We start from the raw sequence: 24187 nt of genomic DNA, 5'->3' as shown, positions 1-24187 counted from the left end.
GGGACCGCGCATAGCGCGGTGGAGGGGTTCCGCTCACTGCAGACGGATCGCTTGTTGCTGGCGGGAGCCCCTCCACCATGCTGCGCACGGTCCCCCTCCCCGTTCCGGGGAGGATGAAGATAAGCGAAGCGACTCGACGGAAAACGAACCAACGAAGGATGTCGTCATGGCCTATCGTCACCTGCTGAGCCCCGGGCGCATCGGCGCGATGAACTTGCGCAACCGTATCTTCATGACGCCGATGGGATCGAATCTCGCCGACGAGGACGGCATCACCGGCGAGCGGCTGCGGGCCTATTATGTTGCGCGGGCGAAGGGCGGGGCGGCGCTGATCACGATGGGATCGGTGTCGATCGGCTATCCCGACGGATCGGGCAATTACCGCAACGAGGCGATCTCGCATGATCGCCACGTCCCTGGCGTGCGCGCGCTTGCGGACGAAGTCCATGCGCATGGCGCCAAGCTGGCGATGCAGCTGCAGCATGCCGGCCTGGTGGCGATGAACGACATGCTCGCCGGCCGGCCGATCTGGACGCCATCGGTGCCGGAGGTCGGCAAGAGCGACGGCGACATGATGGCGGGTTTCCTGCCGGACGAGCTCGCCATCTTCGCCGCGCCCTTCGCCGCGATGGGCGAGCCCAAATATCGCGTGATGACCGCGCAGGATATCGAGGAGCTGGTTCAGATGTTCGCCAGCGCCGCGCTGCGCGCGAAGGGGGCGGGCGTCGACGCGGTCGAGATCCATGCCGGGCACGGCTATCTCATCTCCTCCTTCCTCAATCCGCTGATCAACCGACGCGACGACGCCTATGGCGGCACCGCCGAGAACCGGGCGCGCATCCTCGGCGACATCATCCGCGGCATCCGCGCCGCGGTCGGCCCGGACATGCCGATCTGGCCGCGCATCGACAGCCAGCATTTCCTGATCGACGGCGGCATCACCGTCGAAGACGCGATCGTGACCGCGCGGCTGGCGGTGGAGGCGGGGGCGGACGCGATTCACGTCTCGGCGGACGGGCATCCCGGGCGGGGGCTCACTTACTCGACCGGCCATGCCACCAACGTTCCCAACGGCTTCGTGCCGGCGGCGGAGCGGATCAAGGCGGCGGTGGACGTGCCGGTGATCTGCCCCGGCCGGATCGAACCGGAGGATGCCGACCGCTTCATCGCCGCAGGCAAGCTCGATTTCGTGACGATGGGGCGCAAGCTGCTCGCCGATCCGGCGCTGCCCGCCAAGCTGGCGGCGGGCACGCCCGAGGAAGTGCGGCCCTGCGTCTATTGCTACACCTGCATCAGCCAGATCTTCTTCTCCCGCCACGTCAAATGCGCGGTGAATCCCGAGACCGCCTATGAGCGCGAGCGGGCGCTGCAGCCGGCGGCGACGCCGCGGCATGTGGCGGTGATCGGCGGCGGGCCGGCGGGCATGGAGGTGTCGCTGCGCCTTGCCCAGCGCGGGCATCGCGTGACCCTGATCGAGGCGAGCACCGGCCTCGGCGGCACGGCGCGCTTCGCCTCGATCGCCTATGCGCCCAACCAGCGCATCGTCGACTGGCTGAAGCGGCAGGTGGCGCAGGAGAAGGCGATCACCGTCCGGCTCGGCACCACTGCCACGCCCGAGCTCTTGCGCACGCTCGCGCCCGACGAGGTGGTGGTCGCCACCGGCGCGCGGCGCGCGCTGCCGCCGATTCCGGGTGCCGATCGCGCCAACGTATTCAGCGGGGATGAGATGCGCAGCCTGATGCTCGGCCAGGATCTCGATCGGCTGGCCGGCAAGGTGGATGCGAAGACGCGCGCGGCGATGCGGCTCGGCGCGCTGACCGGCCTTACTGCGCGGCCCGGTTTCGTGCGGGCGGCGAGCGCGCATTGGATGCCGTTCGGAGAGCGGATCGTGATCGTCGGCGGCGAGCTGGTCGGCATGGAGCTGGCCGAGTTCCTCGCCGAGCGGGGCCGCACTGTGACGATCGTCGACGAGGCGCCAGTGTTCGGGGCGGGGCTGCAGGTGGTCCGGCGCTGGCGGGTGCTCGACGATCTCAAAAAGCTGGGGGTTACGATGTTGACCGGCGCGCAGGACATCGCGATCGGCGAGGGCACCGTCTCCTACGCCAATGCCGGCGGCCAGGTGCGCACCATTGCGGCCGATCAGGTGATCGTCGCCAAGGGCGCGACCGGGGACACGCGCCTCGCCGACATACTGCGCGAGGCGGGCTTCTCCGTGCGCAGCATCGGGGACGCGAACGGCGTCGGCTATATCGAGGGTGCGATCCAGGATGCGGCCGAGACCGCGCTGGCGATCTGAGCGGAGGACAGGAAATGTTCGATTATAGCGGCCGGCGCGTACTCGTCACCGGCGGGACCAGCGGCATCGGCGCGGCGATCGCCACGGCCTTCGTCGCGGCCGGCGCGGACGTGACGATCACGGGCACGCGCGGGAGCGCGGCGGAGTATGACGGGCTGCCGGCCGGCGTCGCCTATGCACCGCTCCGGCTGGACGAGCGCGACACGGTGCTGGCGCTCGCGGGCTCGTTCGATGCGCTCGACATACTGGTCAACAATGCCGGGCGGACCACCGTGCCGGAGGATTTCGACGGGGCGGTCGATGCCAATCTCAAGGGCGTGCATGCGCTGATCCAGGCCTGTCTGCCGATGCTGGCGCGGAGCGACCAGCGCGGCGGCGGCGCGGTGGTAAACATCGCCTCGATGATGGCCTATTTCGGCAATTCGATGTTTCCGGGATACAGCGCGTCCAAGGCCGGGCTGCTGCTGCTCACCAAATCGCTGGCGCAGGGTTGGGGCGGGCGCAACGTGCGGATCAACGTCGTGGCGCCGGGGCCGGTGCGCACGCCGATGACGATCCGCTATGCCGACGATCCCGCCTATGGCCCGGGCACCGCGCAGCGCATGGCGCTCGGCCGCTGGGGTGAGCCGGAGGATATTGCAGCGCCGGTGCTGTTCCTCGCCGGGCCGGGCGCGGCATTCATCACGGGCGAATGTCTGCCGGTGAGCGGCGGCTATATGATCGCCGAGGCGTGACAGCTCCATCCTCCCCGAACCGGGGAGCATGAAGGAAGATGAAAGGGCCGCGCCCCTGTCCCTTCCGCGCGCATCCCTCTATGATCTCGCTCTACCCCGCCGCGTCGAGGAGGGAGAGGGAAGCCGCATGGCCGAGAAGGCCGATACGACCGCCGCATTTTCGAGGCTCATCCTGGCGCTCAACGGCGCGCTGGTCGACGGCGAGCCGTGGCGCGACTTCCTCCTTCTGCTGCGCGATCATCTGCACGCTAAGCACGCGACCCTGATCCTGACGCCTCCCCACACGGCGGAGCTCGGCACGATGATCACGCCGAGCGCGCCGCCGGCTGACGTGGCCGAATATCTCGATCGCTTCCTGGCGACCGATCCCTTCGTCGGCCTGCCGGACGGGCAGGTGGTCGCGCTCTATGAATATGTCGGCGAGAGCGAGCTCAAGAACAGCGACTATTATCGCGACTGGTTCGAGCGGATCGACGGGTCCCACGTCATGGGCGTCGACATCCGCTTCCGCAGCGGCTTCGAGGCGCGGCTGCGCATCACCCGTGCGCCCGGCGGCGACGTGTTCGACCGGGAGGAGCGCGCACGGCTGGAACGCGTCGTGCCGCATCTGCGCCAGGCGGTGGACATCTATCAGCGGCTCCAGACCTCGGCCAGCGAGCAGGCGGTGATGACCGATGCGGTCGCCCAGTTCGCGGTCGGCACAGTGATGCTCGATCATGCGCTGAACGTGCTCAAGATGAACGAGATCGCCGCGTCGATCCTTGCCGAGCAGGACGGGATCAGGCTGATCGGCAACCGGTTGGCGATCGCGAGCGCGCATCGCGACGGCGAGTTCCGGGCGCTGCTCAAGGCCGCGATTGCGGACGCCGGCAAGACGCAGCCGGTGTTCATGGTGGAGCGGCCATCGGGGCTGCGCGATATCGGCATCGTCGTGCGATCTGTGTCGATCCCGGATTTCATGCATACCGGCAGCGCGCCGGCGCTGGCGCTTTTCCTCGGCGATCCCGAGCGCCAGGCCGCGGTGAGCGGCGACACGCTGCGCGAGCTGTTCGGCCTGACGCCGACCGAAGCCGCCATCTCCGCCTCGCTCGCCAACGGCACCTCGGTGATCGAGACAGCGCGGCGGCTCGGCATCGCGGAGAATACGGTCCGCGCCCATCTGCGCTCGATCTTCGCCAAGACCGGCGTGAACCGGCAATCGCAGCTCGTGCACCTGATCCACACAAGCCTGCCGGAGCTGGCGCTGAGCCGATGAACGGAAACCGTCCCCATATATCCGACGCGACAATGTTGCTGATGCTCGTCCTTCTGGCGGACCAGGATATTCGCAACGGCAGGGTGAAACCCGCTCGCGATGTCGTCGCTCGGCTTCGAGCCAAAAAAAGGCGGTGAGCCGCGGTCTAATTGATTTGTAGGTGTCGCAGCCGATCAAGGCTGCGCGAAGGTTCCTCCCGCAAAAGCGCCCGCACCAAGCGGGCGAACCGAGGGGAGGGGTTATGGTTCGCAGGATTGCGGTATTCGCCTGTTCGTTGGGAGCGATCGCGGTAGCTGGGGCGGCGCACGCACAGGATGCAGGTCAGGCTGGGGCCGCGCCTGATAGGCTGCAGGACATCGTCGTCACCGCACGGCGCGTGAACGAGAGCCTGCAGGCGGTGCCCGTCGCGGTGACCGGCTACAACGCCAAGGCGCTCGCCGCGCTCGATATCAAGAGCTTCGGCGATATCGGCAAGACGGTGCCGAACCTCGACGTGCAGCGCCAGTTCGGCTCGGCCAGCGCGCCGCAATTCTATCTGCGCGGCGTTTCCACCGGTTCGCTGAAGTTCGAGCAGGATGCCGGCATCGGCCTTTATGTCGACGGCGTCTATCTGGGCCGGCCGGCGGGAACCGCGTTCAACCTTGCCGACGTCGATCACGTCGAGGTGCTGCGCGGGCCGCAAGGCACCTTGTTCGGCCGCAATGCGACGGGCGGTGCGATCAACTTCATCACCGCCGCGCCCAAGGGCCAGTTCGCGGTGCGGATGGACGGCACGGTCGGCAATTATGATCGCCGCAAGGGCCGGATCTCGATCGACCTGCCCGCGCTCGGCCCTCTCAGCGCGCGGGTGAGCTACGTGCATGACGAAAATGATGGTTATGTGAAGAACCTGACGCCGGGCCGCACCTTCACCTTCGCCCAGCCCTTCGGCACGATCAAATCGGTGAAGTCGTTCGGCTTCGAGAATACCGATGCGGTATCTGCCGCCGTGCGGCTGGATCTCGACCGCTTTCTCGTCGACTACAAGTTCGACTATACGGACAAGATCAGCTCGCAGCTCGGCCAGCAGGCGCTGGTCAATCCCGTGCTCGGCTTCGGTCTCGGCGGCGTGACCGTGCCTGCCTCCACCACCCGGCTGAACGCGCTGCCGCTCGATTTCGCCTCGGCCTCGCACCTCAGGATACAGGGCCACAGCCTGACCGCGACCTACAAGCTGACCGACGATATTTCGATCAAGAGCATCACCGCCTATCGCAAGCTCGACGAGTTCGTCGGCGGCAACGACATCGACGGCGCGGCCTTCACTGCTGGCGGCATTCCCTTCCAGGCGATCGCCTCGATCCAGGACCGCCATCAGCATCAATGGAGCCAGGAAGCGCAGTTGCTCGGCAAGACGGGCAATCTCGATTGGGTGATTGGCGGTTTCTGGTTCGACGAGAAGGGGCGGGACAACAACCCGGTCTTCATCTTCACGCCGTTCCCGCCCGGGCTGATCACGCCGAGCACGAACAATCCGCTGAGCGGCACCGGCAACGACTATTTCTCGGGCGCCAATGGCTCGGTGAACAACCGGTCCTACGCCGGCTATGCCCATCTCGGTTACAAGAGCGAGCGTTTCGAGCTGGCCGGCGGCGTGCGCTACACCAAAGACAAGCGGAAGGAGGATCTGATCGCCGCCGGCTCGATCGTCACGCCGACGACGTTCAAGGCGAGCAACGATCATTGGGATTTCGACGCGACCGCCACCTGGATCGCCAATCGCCGGGTGCGCACCTATGCGCGCTTCGCGACCGGCTATCTGTCGGGCGGCGTGCTCGGCGGCGTGCCGTTCAAGCCCGAGACGATGCAGAGCTACGAGATCGGCCTGAAGGGCGATTTCCTCGACAACAGGTTCCGGATCAATGCGGCCGCTTTCCACTCGATCCGCAAGAATGTGCAGATACTCAGCTTCAGCGCGGCGGCGGGCACCTTCCTCGTGCCGCTTCGCAAGGAGAAGACCGACGGCGTCGAACTGGAGCTTACCGCGGTGCCGACCGACGGCCTCACCTTCAACGCCAGCGTCGGCTATCTGCACGACCGCCTGTCGCAGGATCTGGGGCCGCGCCAGTCGCAGGCGCCCAAATATACCGCCAGCGTGTCGGGCCAATATGATCTGCCGAAGTTCGACAATGGCAGCTACCTGTCCTTCCGCATGGACGGCTTCTTCAAGGACAAGCGCAACAGCGATCCGTTGCCGAACAGCGCGACGGGCGCGATCACCCGGCTGCCCTCGCGCTTCGATATCAACGGGCGCTTCGGGCTGGTCGAGATTCCGCTCGCCGGCACGACGGCCAATATCTCGGCCTGGGCGCAGAATCTCACCAATAACAAGAAACTCGAATTCGCGCGCGATCTGGGCGCGCCGCTGGCGGTGATCGGCGTGTTCCAGGTGCCGCGGACTTACGGTCTCGATTTCGGGCTGCGCTTCTAAGGCGGATTCAGGCCGCTACCGGGCCCTTGCGCTTCCCAATTTGGGCTGAGCTTGTCGAAGCCCTCTTATTTCTCCCTCCTTTTCAATGCCTGAAGAAGAAGGGAGCGCTTCGACAAGCTCAGCGCAAACGGGGAAGGGGGCGGCCTGTCGATTGACAGATTCTTTCTAGGACGAAGCACATGATGATCCTCAAGGACAAGGTGATCCTCATCACTGGTGTAGGCCCCGGCATGGGCCAGGCGATGGCGAAGCTCGCTGCACAGGAGGGCGCCCGGGTGGCGCTGGCGGCGCGCAAGCAGGCTTATCTGGACGACGTCGCCGCCGAGATCGCGGCGGCGGGCGGCGAGGCGCTGGCGCTTTCCACCGACGTCACCGACAGTGCCCAGTGCGATGCGCTGGTCGCGGCGACGGTCGCGCGCTTCGGCCGCATCGACGGGTTGGTCAACAGCGCCTATGCACCAGGCGAGAATGGGCCGTTCGAGACGGCGGACGTCGAGAGCTGGGCTGGCACGATCGACGTCGCCTGCCTTGGCGCGGCGCGCATGGCGCAGGCGGTGGCGCCGCATATGAAGGCGGCCGGCGGCGGTGCGATCGTCAATGTCGCTACGATGCAGGCGCTCAAGCCTCTGCCGGGCGGATCGCTCTCCTATGCGATCGCCAAGGGCGCGCTGATTACCGTTTCGCGCCAGCTGGCGGCCGAGCTCGGACCCTGGAACATCCGCGTCAACGCGACGCGGATGGGCTGGCTGTGGGGCGAGCCGGTGCGCCAGGCGCTCGAGAGCATGGCAGCGGCGAGCGGTACGACCGCTGAAGCCATCGCGGCGAGGGTCGCGGCCTCCATCCCGCTCCGCATCATCCCGCCGGAGGAGGAATGCGCGCGTACCGTGCTGCTTTTGCTTTCCGATTATACGCGGATGGTGACAGGCGCGGTGCTGGATGTGAACGGCGGGGAATGGATGGCACCGTGACCGGCGATGAGCCTTCGGATACGCTGAAACGCGGGCTTGTCGCGCCGATGTGAGTACCACTCTTGCCGCGATGACGTGACCGTTCTGGATAGTTAAATTATGATCATCGACGGCCCGTAACGATTTCTCCACCAAGCTTGGGCATGGAGGGGGCCATAGGGCAGGGCCGTTGGCCCGGTTATTGTGATATGGCCGAGCCGGACGACAGGTGAGAAACGCACCGACGCCGCTGGTGGCAAGAAGGTGCATTTGTTGATGGAAGAACTTACCGCCATTTCCCCCTCGCCGGTGGTGCCGCGGCCGCCCGAGAAGACGCTGAGCAATCGGCATCTGCCGATGCTGCAGGCCGGCAAGCTGATCACCGACACGCAGCAATCGCTCTGCCTGCTGCGTGTGATTTCCGCTGCGGGCGTCATGGCGCATGCATCCCGCCCGTTTTCGGAGGGGGAACCCGTCGCGGTCGGCTTCCGCTCCTCGCACGTTCTGCCAGGCCATGTCGTTTGGACGCGCGGCGAACTGATCGGCGTCGCGTTCGACAAGGTCGCGGATCTCGACATCGTGCTGGCGATGCAGCGCCGCGCGGTCGACGGACGTTTCCTGCCCGAATCGGTCCGCCTTCAGGTCGAGGGAGAAGCCTCGATCGAGACGCCGGCGGGCAGCTTTCCGACCGAGCTGTTCGATATCTCCCTTGCCGGCGCCAAGATCGGCGACCTGCCGGAGCTGGAGGTCGAGATGTCGGTATCCTTCGCCGTCGCCGGTCTCCCGGTACGCTCGGGATCGCTGCGTTGGAAAGAGGATGGCCGCGCCGGCATCGCCTTCAACCTCAGCATGCCCTACGACGTGCTGGCCGGCTGGGCGCTCAAGCAGCGCCCCCGCATCGTCCTCTCGGACATTCTCGCCACCCAGGGCTGAACCTCCCCGCTGACGCCGCGCGCGAAAGCGTGTAGCGGCGGGGGCGAGGAGAGGGCGTTTCCATGATGCAGTCGACGCGGACGCTTCCGCCGCCGCTGGTGTTCGCGATCGCGGTGCTGGGCATCGCGATCTTCTCGTGCATGGATGCGGTGATGAAGCATCTCGTGCTGGCGATCGGCGCCTATGTCGCACTGCTCTGGCGCAGCATCGCGGGCGTCGCGGTCAGCGGGCTGCTCTACGCGATCCAGCGGCCCGGCGTGCCGAGCCGGGCCGCGCTGATCCTGCACGCGGTGCGCGGTGTCGTCTCCGCGGGAATGGCGGTCACCTTCTTCTGGGGGCTGGCGCGGGTGCCGATGGCGCAGGCAGTGGCGCTGACCTTCATTGCGCCCCTGCTCTCGCTCTTCCTTTCCGCCGCGTTGCTCGGCGAACGGCTGGCACGCACGGCGATCGTCGCCTCGTCGATCGCGCTGGCCGGCGTGGTCGTGATCCTGCTCGGCCAATGGCAGGCGGAACTGGGGCCGGAGGCGCTGCGCGGCGCGCTTGCCATCCTCTTTGCCGCGCTCTGCTATGCGTTCAATATCGTGCTGATGCGGCGCCAGGCGCAGGAAGCCGGTCCGATCGAGGTCGCCTTCTCGCAGAGCCTCGTCGTCGCCGCGGTGCTCGCGCTCGGGGCCCCCTGGTTCGCGGTCGCCCCGGACGTGCGGCATGCGCCCCTGATCCTGCTCGCCGCGGTGCTGGCGGTCGTCTCGCTACTGCTGCTCGCCTGGGCCTATGCGCGCGGCGAGGCGAATTATCTGTCGCCCAGCGAATATACGTCCTTCGTGTGGGCGGCGCTGTTCGGCTGGCTATTGTTCGGCGAGCATGTGGCACGGCTGACCCTGCTCGGCGCTGCGATGATCATCGCCGGCTGCGTGATCGCCGCGCGCCAGCGGCCGCCGGCCATCATCGATGCCGAAGCGGCCTATTGAGGCCTCGGAGGAGGATGAAGAAGTTTGAAAGCAAGGCTCGGGACGTATCGGGGCGGGGACGAGGCTATCTGTCCGGCTATGAGGAAGATCGACGGTCTTCCCGGAACGGAAGGAGACGAAGCATGACCTGCAGCTTCACCCATATGGATTCGCCGGTCGGCCGGCTGAAGCTCGTCGCCGGCGAGAAGGGGTTGGTTGCCGTCCTCTGGGAGAATGACGATCCGAGGCGCGTGCAACTAGGGGCGATGAGCGAGGATGACGGTCACCCCGTGCTGATCGAGGCGCAGCGGCAGTTGCGGAGCTATTTCGCCCGCGAACGTTCGACGTTCGACGTGCCGTTGGATTTCCGGGGCACCGCTTTCCAGAAGCGGGTGTGGGCGGCGCTGCTTACCATCCCGTTCGGCGAGACGCGCAGCTATGGCGAGATCGCGCATCAGATCGGCCATCCCACCGCGTCGCGGGCGGTGGGGGCGGCGAATGGCCGCAACCCGATCTCGATCATCGCGCCTTGCCATCGCGTGATTGGATCGACCGGTAAGCTCACCGGCTTTGCCGGCGGTCTGGCGGCCAAGGCCCATCTGCTCGCGTTAGAGAACCGCCTGCTCGCCGCCTGAAAGGAAGACTGCCATGTCCCGCACCATTGCCGAAAGGCGCGCGCGTTTCCGTGCCCTGCATGCCGAAGGCTGCTTCCTCCTCCCCAATCCCTGGGATGCGGGCAGTGCGCGGCTGATGCAGCATCTCGGCTTCGAGGCGATCGCCTCCACCAGCAGCGGGCATGCCTGGACGCGGGGCCTTGCCGACTATGCGGTGACGCGCGATCAGGTGCTGGATCATCTCGCTGTCCTGGCGGCTGCCGTCGACATCCCGGTGAATGCGGATTTCGAGACCGGCTTTTCGGCGACGCCGGAAGGATTGGCGGAGAATGTGCGGCTTGCGGTGGCAACCGGCATTGCCGGCCTGTCCATCGAGGATCGCGACGTGGCGGCGATCGACAGCCTCTATCCTGCCGAGATGGCGGTGGAACGCATCCGCGCCGCGCGGGCTGCGATCGATGGAACGGGGGAGGATGTCCTGCTCGTCGGCCGGACCGAGGGGCTGCTCACCGGCGGCACGGTTTCGGATGCGATCGATCGGCTGGTCGCGCTGGCCGATGCAGGTGCGGATTGCCTCTATGCGCCGGGGATCGGCATGCCCGGGCGCGGCACGATCGACGATATCGCCGTGATGGTGCGGGCCGTGGCGCCCAAGCCGGTCAACGTCCTCGTCGTCGGCAGCGGCATTGCCATGGGCGCGCTGGCGGATGCTGGGGTACGGCGGATCAGCGTCGGCGGCGCGCTCGCCCGCATTGCCTGGGGCGCTGCAGTCTCCGCGGCCGAGCGGCTGCGAGAAGGCGATCTTGCCGCGCTCGACGGCGCGCTTCCCGGACGGGACCTGGACGCGATTTTCGGCGATGCGGGGTGAGGCGTCTCAAGATGCTCCCCCCAGGCTCTTAGAGCAAGCTGCGCGATATGTGATCGCACAGCTTGCCCTAAGAGCCCGGTGCCGAGCATGCGCCGAAGGCGCATTTCCAAACAGACTCAAAGCCTTTGTGGTCGCATCGCCGTCTACCTGCACGGCCGCGTAGTGCTATGTCGGCAATGGTTGTACCGAATACAGCCGCCAAACCAGCGATGCTTCAAAGAATAAAAACTGGTGGGGGTAAGTAGGTATTCGTATAGTGAGGATGTGGCTTTTTCTCCAGCCTACTTTCCGTTCGGAAAGAGGACGTCGGACATGGCAGCCCGAGGAAATCCAAACCAGCTCGGAATTAATCTGGTCGAGATTCGTCCGTCGATATCGAGGTTCCTCGCTGCCCAAGGGGCGAGCGGCGCCGAGATCGACGATATGATTCACGACCTTTATCTCAAGACATTCAGCGTGGCCGATTCTGTTTCGACGCCCACCGGCTATCTTTACCGGATGGCACATAATCTGTTGATCGACCGAAAGAAAGCTGCCCGTAGACGAGAGAAACGCGAAGCAGAATGGGCAGATCACCAATCCGATATATATTTCGCAATTGATGCGGCGCCTTCGCCGGAGCGGATCGTGATAGCATGTGATTATATGAAGGCCGTGCAGGCAGCGATCGATGCGTTGCCCAGAAGAGCGGCATTGGTGTTTAGGCTGTTCAGAATTTCCGAGCTGTCACATGCTCAGATCGCAACCCAGTTGGGAATAAGCGTAAGCGCTGTGGAGAAACACTTGAATCGCGCCTATCGCGGATTGCGCGAGTTTCGCGAGCGGCATGATCTCGCAGAATGAAACCCTCCAACTCTGCCCAAACTGTATTCAACTTGTCAAAAGTTGGCTGAATCAAACGGAATTACCTGGAGATTCGGTAAAAAGGGCGATTTGCGATATAAAAATGTTAAGCTGAGTCGGGTTTAAACGTCCTGCACGTGAGGGCTGGTCGTATGGATGGGCATAGCCAACTTAAGCTCGCACAACTAAAAAGAGCGCTGGAATCGAGCTCGATGTCGATGCGGCTGCGAAGCTTCGACGACAAATCGTGCTTGAAGAGGCAGCCTTACGGCTCCGGGAACGAATTAGGCAGCGCGATTAGCATTCAGGCTCATTCAGCTTGGCATGCACTTGATAGTGCGCCACCAGTAATGACTAGGGACATCCCGTACTGACCCGACCCACTCCGCAATGCATCATCGCACCATCATGCGAACGATCGCGGCCTGCGAGAGAAGGAGTGTGGCATCATGGGGCAGATCAACGATGTACGTGAGACGATCGATCGGGCTACGGGGACCTTCGACCTGACGATCGACTATCAGCTCGCCGGGGCCTGGTACGACGAATATGACGGGTTCCGCTATTCCTCCGAATGGGACGTCGATTATACCGAGACCGGAACGTCCAATACGCAGCATTTCCAGGGCGGCTTCTGGCAGGAAGTGGACCCCCATGTCAGCACGGGGCCGGTCCACCTGGGGCTCGATTCCACGCCGGATGTGAGCAGCTACACGCTCGATTTCTTCGCCTACGAGACCACCGGCGACACCGGCGATTCTGTCGACAGCCATTTCGAGGTGCAGAGCGCGGCCTATTCCACCAATGGCGTGACGCTGGAAGGAAAGCCGCTGCCGGTCGACCAGTGGAACAGTACTGACATATTGATCGGCGGCTATGGCGCGGACACGCTGAGCGGCCTGGACATGAGCGACATATTGGATGGCGGTCCCGGCCGCGATACGCTGTACGGCGGCGACGGCGACGACCGGCTGGACGGCGGTGCCGACAAGGACATGCTGGCCGGCGGGGCCGGTAACGACGTTTATATTTACGGCCAGCAGGATGTGGTGGTGGAACTGCCTGGCCAGGGCACGGATACGATCGAGACCGCGCTCAACGGACTCACCCTGCCCGACAATGTCGAGAATCTCACCCGGCTGGGCAGCGCCTCGTTCCGTGGTACGGGCAACGACCTAGCCAACATCCTCACCGGCTCCACGGGCATCGATCAGCTCGATGGCGGCAAGGGCAACGACAGCCTCTATGGCGGTTCGGGCAACGACGTGCTGATCGGCGGCCTGGGAGCGGACAAGCTCTATGGCGGCGACGGCATCGATACGGTGGACTATTCCGCGGCGCCGGGGCCGGTGACGGTGCGTCTGTCGACCGGGCTGGGATCGGGCGGGGATGCCACCGGCGACATGCTGAACGGGATCGAGAATGTGAAGGGTGGCAACTTCGCCGACATTCTGCAGGGCGATGGCAATGCCAATGTGCTGACTGGTAATGGCGGCGCGGATGCGATGCGCGGCGGCGACGGCAGCGACACGCTCTATGGCGGTGCGGGCGATGACCAACTGCTCGGTGAAGGTGGCAACGATCGGCTGACCGGCGGTGACGGCAACGACATATTCCTGATCGGCAAGGCAGCTGGACGCGACATCATTTACGACTTCGCGGCCGGGGATGCGGCGGGCGATGTGATCCGGATAAGCGGCTTGCCATTTCACAGCTTCGACGAGGTGATGGCGTCGGCCGTTCAGTCGGGAGCGAACACGGTGATCCGGTTCGATGCCCTCGACAGCCTGACCTTGGTCAATGTCGCGATGGACACCCTCACTGCGGGAGATTTCGTGTTCGTGTGAGCTGTCAGGGTGTCGCCCCTTGACTGGAGGGTTGGCTACGGCCGGGAGTCCGCATTCTCCGCCTGACACGGCCACAGAGCCCCTCGTGCCATGTCGGTGGGGGGCTTGATTTCCTACGCAATGCCTTGGCGTTGGCGCCGCGCAGGGCGCGCTCTCGGCAGCCATCTTCTCCGAGTGGATCGGACATAGGCTGAGAGCATTAGGACGCATTGTTCGCGGCGACGCCAATATCCGCGTGGTCGATGCTGGGCTCCCGCTCGAACTCGGGCGTTTGCGTAAAGTCCCGTAGTGAGCCGTCTGCCAAATTGGTGCAAGTCGGGCAGGTTCGCCGGCGTTGGACCAGGGGATGGCGGCCGGCCGCTTGGCATGATGCATCGCCGGAGAATAGTCATGGCAGATCATTCCGTTCACCAAACTCTCCGGGAACCATCGGCCGAACTCGTCGCGGCTCTGCGTCACCATGCCGAGCCACTCCCTCCTCCAGCCCAGCATGAGGAGTTCGGAAGCTGCTTCGATCGTTTCGGCGACGCGAGAGTCGTTCTGCTCGGCGAGGCGACCCACGGCACATCCGAATTCTACCGGGCACGCGCAGCAATCACGCGCCGCCTGATCGAGAAGCACGGCTTCACCATTGTCGCGGTCGAGGCCGACTGGCCGGACGCCGGGCGGATCGACGACTATGTGCGTCACCAGGCGCCGCGCCCGCGACGCGGCGATCCCTTCACGCGGTTTCCGACCTGGATGTGGCGCAACATCGAGATGCTGGAGTTCGCCGATTGGCTCCGTCGCCACAACGCGCCGTTCCCTGAGGCGCAGCGCGTCTCCTTTCATGGGCTCGACGTATACAGCCTCGGCGAATCCATTCATGCCGTGCTCCATTATCTCGATGCCGTCGATCCTGCGGAAGCGGCGGATGCGCGGCGACGCTATGGGTGCCTGACGCCTTGGCAGGACGATCCTGCACTCTATGGGCAGGTGATGATGCATGGCGGTCGGAGCAGCTGCGAGGACGGCGCGGTGGAGCAGCTGCGGGTGCTGCTTCGCGGTCGTCTGGCCTTTATCGCCGAGGATGGCGCGCGCTGGTTCGATGCGGTCCAGAATGCCCGGATCGTGAGGGCCGCCGAGCGCTATTATCGCGCCATGTATCGCAGCTCCGCGGAGAGCTGGAATTTGCGCGATCGCCACATGTTCGAGACGCTGCAAGCGTTGCTTGCGCACGGCGGCGACGGGAGCAAAGCCGTGATTTGGGCGCATAACAGCCACGTCGGCAATGCGGCCGCGACCGCCATGGGCTGGCAGGGCGAGTTCAATATCGGAGAGCTTTGCCGCATGGCCCATGGCGACGATGCCGTACTGATCGGCTTCGGAACCAACACGGGCACCGTCGCGGCGGCGGATGACTGGGGCGGAGAAATGCGGATCAAGACGGTCCGCCCCGCGCGCGCCGATAGCTACGAGCATGCGTTTCGCCGGACAGGCCTGGCCCGGACCTTGACCGAGTGGCGAGGCGGCAGCCGTCGCGTGCTGGCGGACCTGCTGCGCGTGCCGCTGCTCGAACGCGCAATCGGCGTCGTCTATCGCCCGGAGTCAGAATTGCTGAGCCATTATTTCGAAGCAGTCCTCGCCGAGCAATTCGATGCGTGGGTCTGGTTCGACCAGACATCGGCGGTCACGCCGCTCGGTGCCGAGCGGCCCCAGGGCACCCCCGAGATGTGGCCGTTCGGCATATGACCGGGTCTGTCATTGGTGGCGATGCACCTGTCCCGGTGCTCATTCAGCCCGACGGTCTGAAGGGGCTGCTCGGGATGCCGCCGAGCCCCAACGGGCTGGTGATCTTCGCACATGGCAGCGGCAGCGGCCGCCTCAGTCCGCGCAACACCCATGTGGCGGATGCGCTGCATCGAGCGGGATTGGCCACGCTGCTGCTCGACCTGCTGACGCCCGACGAGGAACTGGATCGCGCCAACGTGTTCGACATCCCGCTGCTCGCGTCTCGCCTGGCGGGTGCGGCAGCATGGGCGCGGCGCGTGCCGGAGCTCGAGAGGCTTTCGATTGGCTATTTCGGTGCCAGCACGGGTGCTGGGGCAGCCCTGCTTGCCGCCGCCGCGCCCGACGCCGAGGTCGCTGCAATCGTTTCCCGCGGCGGACGCCCCGACCTGGCGGGCGCACGTGCCTTGGCTCACGTTCGTGCGCCGACTTTGCTTATCGTTGGCAGCCGCGACCTGCCGGTCATCGATCTTAATCGTATCGCGATGCGTCATCTGCGTGGTGAAACAGAGCTCGTGATAGTGGAGGGCGCTACGCATCTGTTCGAGGAGCCTGGTACGCTGGATGAGGTCGTCCGGCACGCGATGCGCTGGTTCCTTCATCATCTGGGAAAGGAATGATCATGTTCGGCGGCCGACCAGCCTTTGCCGATCGACGCGCCGCCGGGCAGCGGCTGGCGCAGGCGCTAGGCCATCTCGCGCGGCAAAATCCGCTTGTCCTGGCGCTTCCGCGCGGTGGTGTTCCCGTCGCCTATGAGGTGGCGCGCGCGCTGCACGCCGATCTCGACCTGCTTTTCGTACGCAAGCTCGGCGCGCCGGGCTATGAGGAGCTGGGGATAGGTGCCGTGGTCGACGGTGCCGATCCGCAACTCGTCCTGAACGAGGACATCGTCCGCCAACTCGCGCCAAGCCCGAATTATTTGCGCACGGAGATGCAGCGCCAGCTCGCCGAGATGGAGCGGCGCCGCGAGGCTTATTGCGGAGGAAGGGCGCCGCTTCCGATCCAGGGGCGGACAGTCATCCTGGTCGATGATGGAATAGCCACCGGCGGCACCGTCAAGGCGGCGCTCAAGGGCCTGCGCAAGGCACATGCTGGCAGGATTGTGCTCGCGGTGCCGGTCGCGCCGGCCGAGGTGATCGCCGCGCTTCACGATGAATGCGACGAGATCGTCTGTCTGTTTCAGCCGGAGCCTTTCCATGCGGTAGGCTTGCACTACGCCACATTCGACCAGACCAGTGACCAGGAGGTCGTGCGGCTGCTCGAGGAAGCCCGTCATCGTGCTTCCTGAATTACTGCGCATCTTTGCGATAACGGAAATGCCGACAGGCTGATCGACGACATCTTCGCTGTCGACGATCAGGCGGCGGCGGTCAGCCGTGGCGCAGGCGCGTCTTGACGGACGGGCGGGATGCGAACGGCGCCTGCCGATCGGTCGGCAGCCGCTGCTGGCTGCGCCAGCTTTCGATCATCGCAAGTGCCGCTGGGCGCCGTTCGCCACGCATCGGAGGCGCCGTGACCGGGTCGGGTTCGGGGTGCCCTCCAGTAAAGCGGGGCCCTCATATCATGCTGCTGATAGCGCGTCGGAACTGAAAGAGGGCAAAGGCGAAGAACAGACTGCCGATTGCGAGGATCGCAATCAATTGGGGCCATATGACCGTCAATCCGGCGCCACGATAAAGTATGCCCTGCGCCAGCTTGACGAAATGCGTCGTCGGTGCGGCAAGCATTATGTCCTGAACCAATTGCGGCATGCTCTCGCGGGGCGTGCTGCCACCCGACAGGAGCTCCAAAGGAAGGATCGTCAAGATCACGAGCAGGCCGAACTGGGGCATCGATCGAGCAACAGTGCCGAGCAGGATGCCCATCGACGTCGTTGCGAACAGATGCGCCGCGGCGCCCAGCAGGAACAGCACCACTGACCCTTCGATCGGTACGCCCATCGCGCCTTGCACGATGAAGAGCAGGGACAGGCCGGTCGCCGTGATCACCACGACGCCCATCGACCAGATCTTGGCGGCCATGATCTCGAACGGTGTCACCGGCATCACGAGGAGATGCTCGATCGTGCCATGCTCACGCTCGCGGATCAGGGCGGCGCCGGTCAGGATGATCGACAAGAGGGTGACATGGTTGATGATCTGCATGACGGACCCGAACCACAGCGAGGTGAGGTTGGGATTGAAGCGAGAGCGAACCGCGAGGTCGATCGGCGGTGGCTCCGTCCTGCCGGTCCGCCAGATGAACCCATTCATTTCTGCGGTCACGATCTGCTGCACATAGGCATTGCCGGAAAAGGCCTGGGCCATCCGCGTGGCATCGACGTTAAGCTGAATTTCCGGTTCGCGCCTGGCCAGCAGGTCGCGTTGGAAGTTGGGTGGGATGTCGATGACGAACGTATAGAGTCCCTGGTCCATCGCCGGATCGACATCCCTCTGGGTGATCAGCGCCGGTGTGGTGAAGTAGGGAGGATAGAAGGCGTTGATAATCCGCTCCGACAGCGGAGAGCCGTCTTCGTCGACGATTGCGATCGGTGCCCTGTTCAGCGTCTCGGGAATACCCGTTGCCGCCACATAGACCGAGCCCGTGAATGCCCAGAGGATGAGGATCATCATCATCCGGTCGCGCCACAGGCTCCGCAACTCCTTGATGCCGAGGCGCCAGATGTTCGACGGGCGCATCGATCATCGCTCCTGCTTCGGAACCAGCATGATTCCGATAGCGATGAGTAGCGGTGCCGTGACGGCGAGCGCAAGAAAGGCAGAGGGCAGATCGGCTAATCCCAAGGCCTTGCAGAAAACGCCCCGGCTGATCGTCAGCATGTAGGTGGCGGGGTAGATCTCGCCAACGAAGCGTCCGGATCTTTCCAGCGAGGCGACCGGTGTCAGCATTCCGGAAAATTGTATGGCCGGGATGATGGTGATGATCGCCGTGCCGAATATGGCTGCGATCTGGGTATGGAAGAAGGTCGAGCAGATCAGCCCGATCGCGGTGGAACTGAGGATGAAGAGCAGCGCTCCCAACGCCAGCGCGAACAGACTGCCCTTCAGCGCCACGCCGAACACCGTAACCGCGAGAAGGGTGAGCAAAGCGAAATTGAACATCGCGAGCACGACATAGGGAAGCTGCTTGCCGAGCAGGAACTCGGCCCGTGTCACGGGAGCGACGTAAAGGTTGACGATCGATCCGAGTTCCTTCTCGCGCACGACGCTGAGCGCGGTGAGCATCGACGGAATCAGCAGCAGCAATATGGGAATGACGCCGGGCACGATCGCGACCAGGCTGGCGACGTCCGGATTATAGCGATAGCGGGTCTCGATTGCCATCGATCCCATCGATGGCCTGGTCCCCAGCTCGCGCATCGCGAAATCCGAAAGCCAGGCGAGATGCATGGCCTGTACATAGGACAGCACGGTCTCAGCGCGGCTGGGCATCGAACCATCCACCCACATGCCGATCGATGTCGGAGAACCGCGGCGGATGTCGCGAGCGAAATGGACCGGGAGCTCGATGACGACGCTCAATTCGCCGTCTCGCATCCGCCGGTCGAGCTCCGCATAGCTGTGTACCGGCGCGTGCTCGACGAAGTAGCGCGAGCCAGCGAGGTTCAGGGCATAGTTTTGACTTGTTGTCGTCCCGTCGCGGTCGAGGACAGCGAAGGAGAGATTCTCGACGTCCAGGCTGATACCGTAGCCCATGATGAACATCAGGATGATGCTGCCGACGAGCGCAAGCGTCGCCCTCACCGGATCGCGGCGCAATTCCAGCGCCTCTCGCCGACTATAGCCGAGCAGGCGGCGAAGGCTGAAGCCTCTGTGCTGGTTGGCCGCTGGGGTTGTCCGGGAAGCTGAGGTCGGCCCGGTGGCGGACGCGGCGGTGCCCACATCGGTGAGCCGGAGAAGATCGACGAAAGCAGCCTGCAGGTCCGGCGCGCCGGTCTTTCGGACCAGCTCGGCGGGCGTATCCGTCGCCAGCACCTTCCCCATGTGCATCAGCGCCACCCGATCGCAGCGCTCGGCCTCGTTCATGAAATGCGTGGAAATGAAGATCGTCACCGCGTCCTTGCGAGCGAGATCGAGCATCATCTGCCAGATATTGTCCCGCGCGATCGGGTCTACTCCCGACGTCGGCTCGTCCAGGATCAGGATTTCCGGTGAATGGATCATCGCAACCGCGAGGCTCAGACGCTGACGCTGGCCGAGCGGGAGCTGATCAGGGTGGACGTCCATTCTGTCAGCGAGTCCGAACCGTTCGGACATGCTGTTGACCCGCGCAGCGATTTGATCGTCCGGTACGTGAAAGAGCTGGGCGTGGAGCTCCAGATTCTGGCGCACCGTCAATTCGCCATAGAGCGAGAAGCTTTGCGACATGTAGCCTACCCGCGTGCGCGTCTCGATATCCCGCGGATCCAGCGGCCGACCGAACAGCAGGGCTTCGCCTTCGCTGACCGGCAGCAGCCCCGTCAGCATCTTCATCGTCGTGGTCTTGCCGCAACCATTGGATCCAATGAAGCCGAAGATCTCACCTCGGCCGATCTGGAAATCCGCGTGGTCGACGGCGGTGAACTCTCCGAAGCGCTTGGTGAGGCCTCGCGCCTCGATGGCCAGAACATCATCGCTACGAGCGACGGGCGGGGGGATGACGATGCTATGATGCTGATTGCGTCGCTTTTCTGGCAGGAGGGTGATGAACGCATCCTCCAAAGTGTCCGCGCCGGTCCGTTCGAGCAGCTCGCGGGCTGTGCCGGTAGCCAATATGCGACCCGCATCCATTGCCACGAGCATGTCGAAACGTTCGGCTTCCTCCATATAGGCAGTGGCGACGATCACGCTCATTCCCGGCCGATTCGCCCGGATATGCTCGATGAGCTCCCAAAATTGCACGCGCGACAGCGGGTCGACGCCGGTGGTCGGCTCGTCGAGGAGCAGGAGGTCGGGATCGTGGATGAGCGCGCAGCACAGGGCAAGCTTCTGCTTCATGCCGCCGGAGAGCTTGCCCGCTGGGCGATCGCGAAAAGGCGCGAGACCCGTCGCCTCCAGCAGTTCGGAGGTCCGGCGCTCGCGTTCCTGCCGGGCTTGGCCGAACAGGCGCGCGAAGAAGTCGATATTCTCGGTTACGGAAAGAGTGGGATACAGGTTCTTGCCAAGGCCCTGTGGCATATAGGCGATACGCGGGCAGATTCGCCGCCGATGGTCTGCATCGGCCATGTCGCTGCCGAGCACCTCGACGCGTCCCCGCTGGATCATGCGGGCTCCGGCGACAAGCGCGAGCAGGCTCGATTTGCCGACGCCGTCAGGCCCGATCAGGGCGACGGAACGGCCGGCAAGAAAGTCCAGATCGATGCCGTCCAGCGCGATTACGTGGTGGAACTGCAGATGAACCCCTGCGAGGCGGGCGGCGAAGCCGGTCATTTGGGCGGCTTCGGTGCAAGCTTCGCGGGCCATGGCTTGAGCGGATCGGTCCGCACATAGGCCATACCCGGCATCCCGGACTTAATGAGCCGGCCGATGCGCGAAACCAGGCTGGGCTCCAACGAGGCGCGCACGCGATACATCAGCTTCTGGCGTTCATCCTTCGTCTCGACGGTTTTGGGTGTGAATTGCGCCACATCGGCGACGAAGGAGATCCGGGCCGGGAGGACCCGATCGGGAGCGCTGTCGAGAACGATACGCGCTTCATCGCCGAGCGCGACGCGGCCCGCAGCCTGCTCGGGGAGAAAGAAGGTGAGATAGACATCGCTCAGGTCGATCATGTTGAGCACCTTGCCGCCGGAGCCGACGACCTCGCCGGGTTCGGCAACGCGGTACTGAATGCGGCCCGAGCGCGGCGCGCGCAGCACGGCATCGTCGATGTCCGCGCCGATGCGCCGGACCGTCGCTCCTGCCGCCTCGACATTGGCCCGGGCCCCGGCAACCTGTGAGCGGGCGGTGGCGACCGCTGCATCGATCGCGCCGACCTGAGCGCGTGCGGCGTCGATCGCCGCTCGCGCCGCCTGCACGCGGGCATTGTCGTCCTCCTGCTCCTGTCTCGGCGTGGCTCCCTCGGCGGCGAGCTTGGTCGACCGGTCGAAATGCTGAGACGCCGACAGGAAGTCGGCTTCGCGCTGCCGTAGCTGTGCGAGTGCCGCGGCGCGCTGGCTCAACGCCTGCGCCACCTGCGCTTCGGCAGCTTGGACCGAGGTGGCCGCTGCACGGACCTGTGCCTGCGCCTGGAAGTGTTGCGCCTGCAGCGAATCGGTATCGATTACCGCGAGCACCTGTCCCACGCGCACCTCGTCTCCTTCGTCAGCGAGTATCGAACGAATTCGGCCGGGTGACTTAGCCGCGATATCGACTTCGGTTGCCTCGATACGACCATTACCGCTTGCGATGCCCTCCCCGAAGGCGTCGCGCGTAAGATAGTGAACGGCGATCAGCACGGCTGCGACCACCACGGCCCCTGCGGCGAAGCGAACTATCCACTTGGTGGGAGGAACTGTCATCATCGGCGGCCCTGGTCTTCGGGTTCGGGAAAGCCGCCGCCGAGCGCGGCATAGAGCGCAACGCCGCTCGCCAGCCATGCGCGACGAAGCTCGACGAGATTCTGCTCGGCCGTGAAGCGATCGCGCTCCGCGTCGAGGATTTCGAGATAGGCGGAACGACCTGCCTCGTAGCGCAGGCGGGCGAGCCGCGACCGCTCGCGCAGGGCAGCGAGCGACTGCTCGGCCGTTGCGATCCGATCGCCGAGCCAGTGTCGAGCGGCAAGCGCATCGGCGACATCGCGAAAGGCGGCCTGGATCGCCTTTTCGTAGGTCGACAGCATCTCGTCGCGCAGTGCCTCGCTGCCGCGCAGATTGGCCCGCAGTTTTCCTCCGGTGAAGATCGGCAGAGTGATGGTCGGGCGAAAAAGCCACAGGCCTGTGCCGCCGGTGAACAAACTGTCCAGGGCCTGGCTTGTACTGCCCGCAGCACCCGTGAGGCTGATGGACGGAAAGAATGCAGCTCGCGCCGCGCCGATATCGGCCTCGGCACGGCGCAACTCATGCTCGGCGGCAAGGATATCGGGCCGGTGGACGAGCAGCTCCGAGGGCAACCCGGCGGGTATCGGCCGATTCAGGCCGACATCGGCGAGGCTGCCTGCGAACCGGGCGATTGGCATCGGCTCGCCGACGAGCAGGGCCATCGCGTTCAGCGTCTGAGCGCGTGCGAGTTCGATCGTCTGAATCTCGGCTGCGGCCTGATCGCGAAGCGTCTCGGCCTGCGTGACTTCAAGCTTGGACCCCGAACCCGTCTCGTAGCGTCTGACCATGAGGCGAAGCGACAGGGTGCGATTGGCCAGCGCGTCGCGCGCGATCGTCAGCCGCTCCGCGTAGGCGCGGTCGGCGAGATAGGCCTCCGCGAGCTGCGCGACGAGGCTTGTCGCCACGGCACGGCGTGTCTCCGCGGCAGCAAGATATTGTTCGAGCGCGGCCGCGCGCAGGCTGCGAAGCCGCCCGAACAGATCGATCTCCCAGCTCGCCTGGAGGAGCGCGTCGTAGTTGGTAATCATATGCTTGCGCAGCAGCAGCGCAAAATCATCCGGCACGCCGAGCTTGGTCATCTCGATCGTGCCGCCGAGTTGAGGGAGGGAGTCGGCCTGTTCCGCGCGAAGGGCCGCATGTGCCTGCTCGATGCGGGACGCCGCGATCCGCAGATCACGGTTGTTGGCTAGCGCCTGCTCGATCAGCGTCTGCAGTTCACCGCCCCCGAAGACGCTGCGCCAGCCCTCGCCGGCAGCGGACGATCCCGCGGGATCGTCCGACTGCGCTGGAAAGGTGGCGGGTAGCTGAAGCGGCAGGCGGGCCGGTCGTGGCGGTGGCGCGCAGCCGCATGGAAGCAGCGCGACCGCCGAAGCGTAGAAGATGGCGGAGCGCAGATGGGCCATTTGTGTGATCTCAAGGATATGCAGAGCCTAACGCTGTCACAGAAGAGCGGGGGCGCTGGCGAAGCGTTTCGACGACAGCGATCCGACGGGAAAGGCCCGGAAGATCGCTGACCGAGGCTGTCGCTCTGCCGGTCGCCTGATCGCGGTTTCGCAGGGTTCGTGCATGGCCGCTGGGCGGCCGGAGGCGAGCGTTCTGACGCAGAGTGCGGGAGGGCGTTTGCTCGCGACCGGCGGATACGACGCTGTGCCGAGACCAGACTGCCATCGCGACACCTCCCTTAGGTGAGGGTGCTCGGCAACGCCGCTAAGGCGTCGCGACCGGATCGGAAATCAGCCGACCAGAATATGCGCCAGCGACGCCAGCGCGATTGCGCTTAGTCCGCAGGCACCGATCATAGCTCGGCCGAGATCGCTCCGCGAAACCCGGACTGCCCATCGCCCCGAACGCTCCATGAACATATCCATCGCATTCCATCTCCGCTGAAGAGGTGCGCCAAATTGGCGCCGGCCTTCATCATGTTCCATCCGCAGTTGTACGGAGAAACAACGCGCCTCAGGCAAAACAGGTTGGGGACGTAGGCAGGCGAACAACAGCGCCCGGCACGGAGTTGCGGTGTGTGCAAGCGCTCGACTGGGTCGGCTCGAGGGGATCACGTAACGCAGCGGATAGGCGGTCAGGATGTTGGCTCAGCCGCCCCGCTTTCTCAATCCCGGAGGATCGAAGCGCCCACTCCGGGATGTGGGGACTAGCGGATCACGCGTCCCCC

At 64.9% G+C, this 24187-nt stretch carries 19 protein-coding genes; 14 read left to right on the top strand and 5 right to left on the bottom strand.

Annotated features, from left to right (window positions below):
• Positions 1–166: 166 nt before the first annotated feature.
• The 14 genes from GQY20_RS08125 (at position 167) to GQY20_RS08060 (ending at position 16809) form a co-directional block, all read left to right on the top strand.
• Positions 167–2296, top strand: a complete 2130-nt coding sequence (locus tag GQY20_RS08125; protein WP_157216554.1) for an oxidoreductase — start codon at positions 167–169, stop codon at positions 2294–2296.
• A gap of 14 nt (positions 2297–2310) precedes the next feature.
• Entirely contained in the window at positions 2311–3030 is a 720-nt protein-coding gene (locus GQY20_RS08120) for an SDR family NAD(P)-dependent oxidoreductase (RefSeq protein ID WP_157216553.1), read from the top strand.
• Between the two features lie 127 nt (positions 3031–3157).
• Positions 3158–4285, top strand: a complete 1128-nt coding sequence (locus GQY20_RS08115; protein ID WP_157216552.1) for a helix-turn-helix transcriptional regulator — start codon at positions 3158–3160, stop codon at positions 4283–4285.
• Positions 4286–4526: 241 nt separating this feature from the next.
• The gene (locus GQY20_RS08110) at positions 4527–6755 is read left to right on the top strand and encodes a TonB-dependent receptor (protein ID WP_157216551.1); all 2229 of its coding nucleotides are present in this window, start codon (positions 4527–4529) and stop codon (positions 6753–6755) included.
• A gap of 179 nt (positions 6756–6934) precedes the next feature.
• Positions 6935–7723, top strand: a complete 789-nt coding sequence (locus tag GQY20_RS08105; protein WP_332836081.1) for an SDR family oxidoreductase — start codon at positions 6935–6937, stop codon at positions 7721–7723.
• Between the two features lie 255 nt (positions 7724–7978).
• On the top strand, positions 7979–8635 hold the full coding sequence (locus tag GQY20_RS08100) for a PilZ domain-containing protein (RefSeq protein WP_157216550.1): 657 nt from the start codon (positions 7979–7981) through the stop codon (positions 8633–8635).
• Between the two features lie 62 nt (positions 8636–8697).
• Positions 8698–9603, top strand: coding sequence for a DMT family transporter (locus GQY20_RS08095; protein WP_232475944.1), 906 nt, complete (start codon positions 8698–8700; stop codon positions 9601–9603).
• 122 nt (positions 9604–9725) lie between these two features.
• The gene (locus GQY20_RS08090; RefSeq protein WP_157216549.1) at positions 9726–10217 is read left to right on the top strand and encodes a methylated-DNA--[protein]-cysteine S-methyltransferase; all 492 of its coding nucleotides are present in this window, start codon (positions 9726–9728) and stop codon (positions 10215–10217) included.
• A 13-nt stretch (positions 10218–10230) separates the two neighbouring features.
• Positions 10231–11064, top strand: a complete 834-nt coding sequence (locus tag GQY20_RS08085) for an isocitrate lyase/PEP mutase family protein (RefSeq protein ID WP_157216548.1) — start codon at positions 10231–10233, stop codon at positions 11062–11064.
• A 312-nt stretch (positions 11065–11376) separates the two neighbouring features.
• Positions 11377–11907, top strand: coding sequence for an RNA polymerase sigma factor (locus GQY20_RS08080; RefSeq protein ID WP_157216547.1), 531 nt, complete (start codon positions 11377–11379; stop codon positions 11905–11907).
• A gap of 449 nt (positions 11908–12356) precedes the next feature.
• Complete coding sequence (locus tag GQY20_RS08075; protein ID WP_157216546.1) at positions 12357–13754, top strand: calcium-binding protein; 1398 nt, start codon at positions 12357–12359, stop codon at positions 13752–13754.
• A gap of 390 nt (positions 13755–14144) precedes the next feature.
• Positions 14145–15485, top strand: coding sequence for an erythromycin esterase family protein (locus GQY20_RS08070; protein ID WP_157216545.1), 1341 nt, complete (start codon positions 14145–14147; stop codon positions 15483–15485).
• Entirely contained in the window at positions 15482–16141 is a 660-nt protein-coding gene (locus GQY20_RS08065) for a dienelactone hydrolase family protein (RefSeq protein WP_157216544.1), read from the top strand. The genes GQY20_RS08070 and GQY20_RS08065 overlap by 4 nt, the downstream gene beginning before the upstream one ends.
• Positions 16138–16809, top strand: coding sequence for a phosphoribosyltransferase (locus GQY20_RS08060; RefSeq protein WP_232475943.1), 672 nt, complete (start codon positions 16138–16140; stop codon positions 16807–16809). Before GQY20_RS08065 ends, GQY20_RS08060 begins: the two co-directional genes overlap by 4 nt.
• 82 nt (positions 16810–16891) lie before the next feature.
• Here GQY20_RS08060 and GQY20_RS32800 read toward each other — a convergent pair whose 3' ends face one another.
• The 5 genes from GQY20_RS32800 to GQY20_RS08040 are packed head-to-tail and all read right to left on the bottom strand — an operon-like array spanning position 16892 to position 23420.
• Entirely contained in the window at positions 16892–17023 is a 132-nt protein-coding gene (locus tag GQY20_RS32800; RefSeq protein WP_269769726.1) for a hypothetical protein, read from the bottom strand.
• Between the two features lie 54 nt (positions 17024–17077).
• The gene (locus GQY20_RS08055) at positions 17078–18199 is read right to left on the bottom strand and encodes an ABC transporter permease (protein WP_157216542.1); all 1122 of its coding nucleotides are present in this window, start codon (positions 18197–18199) and stop codon (positions 17078–17080) included.
• Positions 18200–18202: 3 nt separating this feature from the next.
• The gene (rbbA, locus tag GQY20_RS08050; protein ID WP_157216541.1) at positions 18203–20929 is read right to left on the bottom strand and encodes a ribosome-associated ATPase/putative transporter RbbA; all 2727 of its coding nucleotides are present in this window, start codon (positions 20927–20929) and stop codon (positions 18203–18205) included.
• The gene (locus GQY20_RS08045; RefSeq protein ID WP_456298461.1) at positions 20926–21948 is read right to left on the bottom strand and encodes an HlyD family secretion protein; all 1023 of its coding nucleotides are present in this window, start codon (positions 21946–21948) and stop codon (positions 20926–20928) included. The genes rbbA and GQY20_RS08045 overlap by 4 nt, the downstream gene beginning before the upstream one ends.
• A gap of 50 nt (positions 21949–21998) precedes the next feature.
• Complete coding sequence (locus GQY20_RS08040) at positions 21999–23420, bottom strand: efflux transporter outer membrane subunit (protein WP_157216540.1); 1422 nt, start codon at positions 23418–23420, stop codon at positions 21999–22001.
• Between the last annotated feature and the right edge of the window lie 767 nt (positions 23421–24187).

The organism is Flavisphingomonas formosensis, assembly GCF_009755815.1.
GTDB classification, from domain to species: domain Bacteria; phylum Pseudomonadota; class Alphaproteobacteria; order Sphingomonadales; family Sphingomonadaceae; genus Flavisphingomonas; species Flavisphingomonas formosensis.
This window is presented reverse-complemented; position numbering and strand designations above follow the sequence as displayed.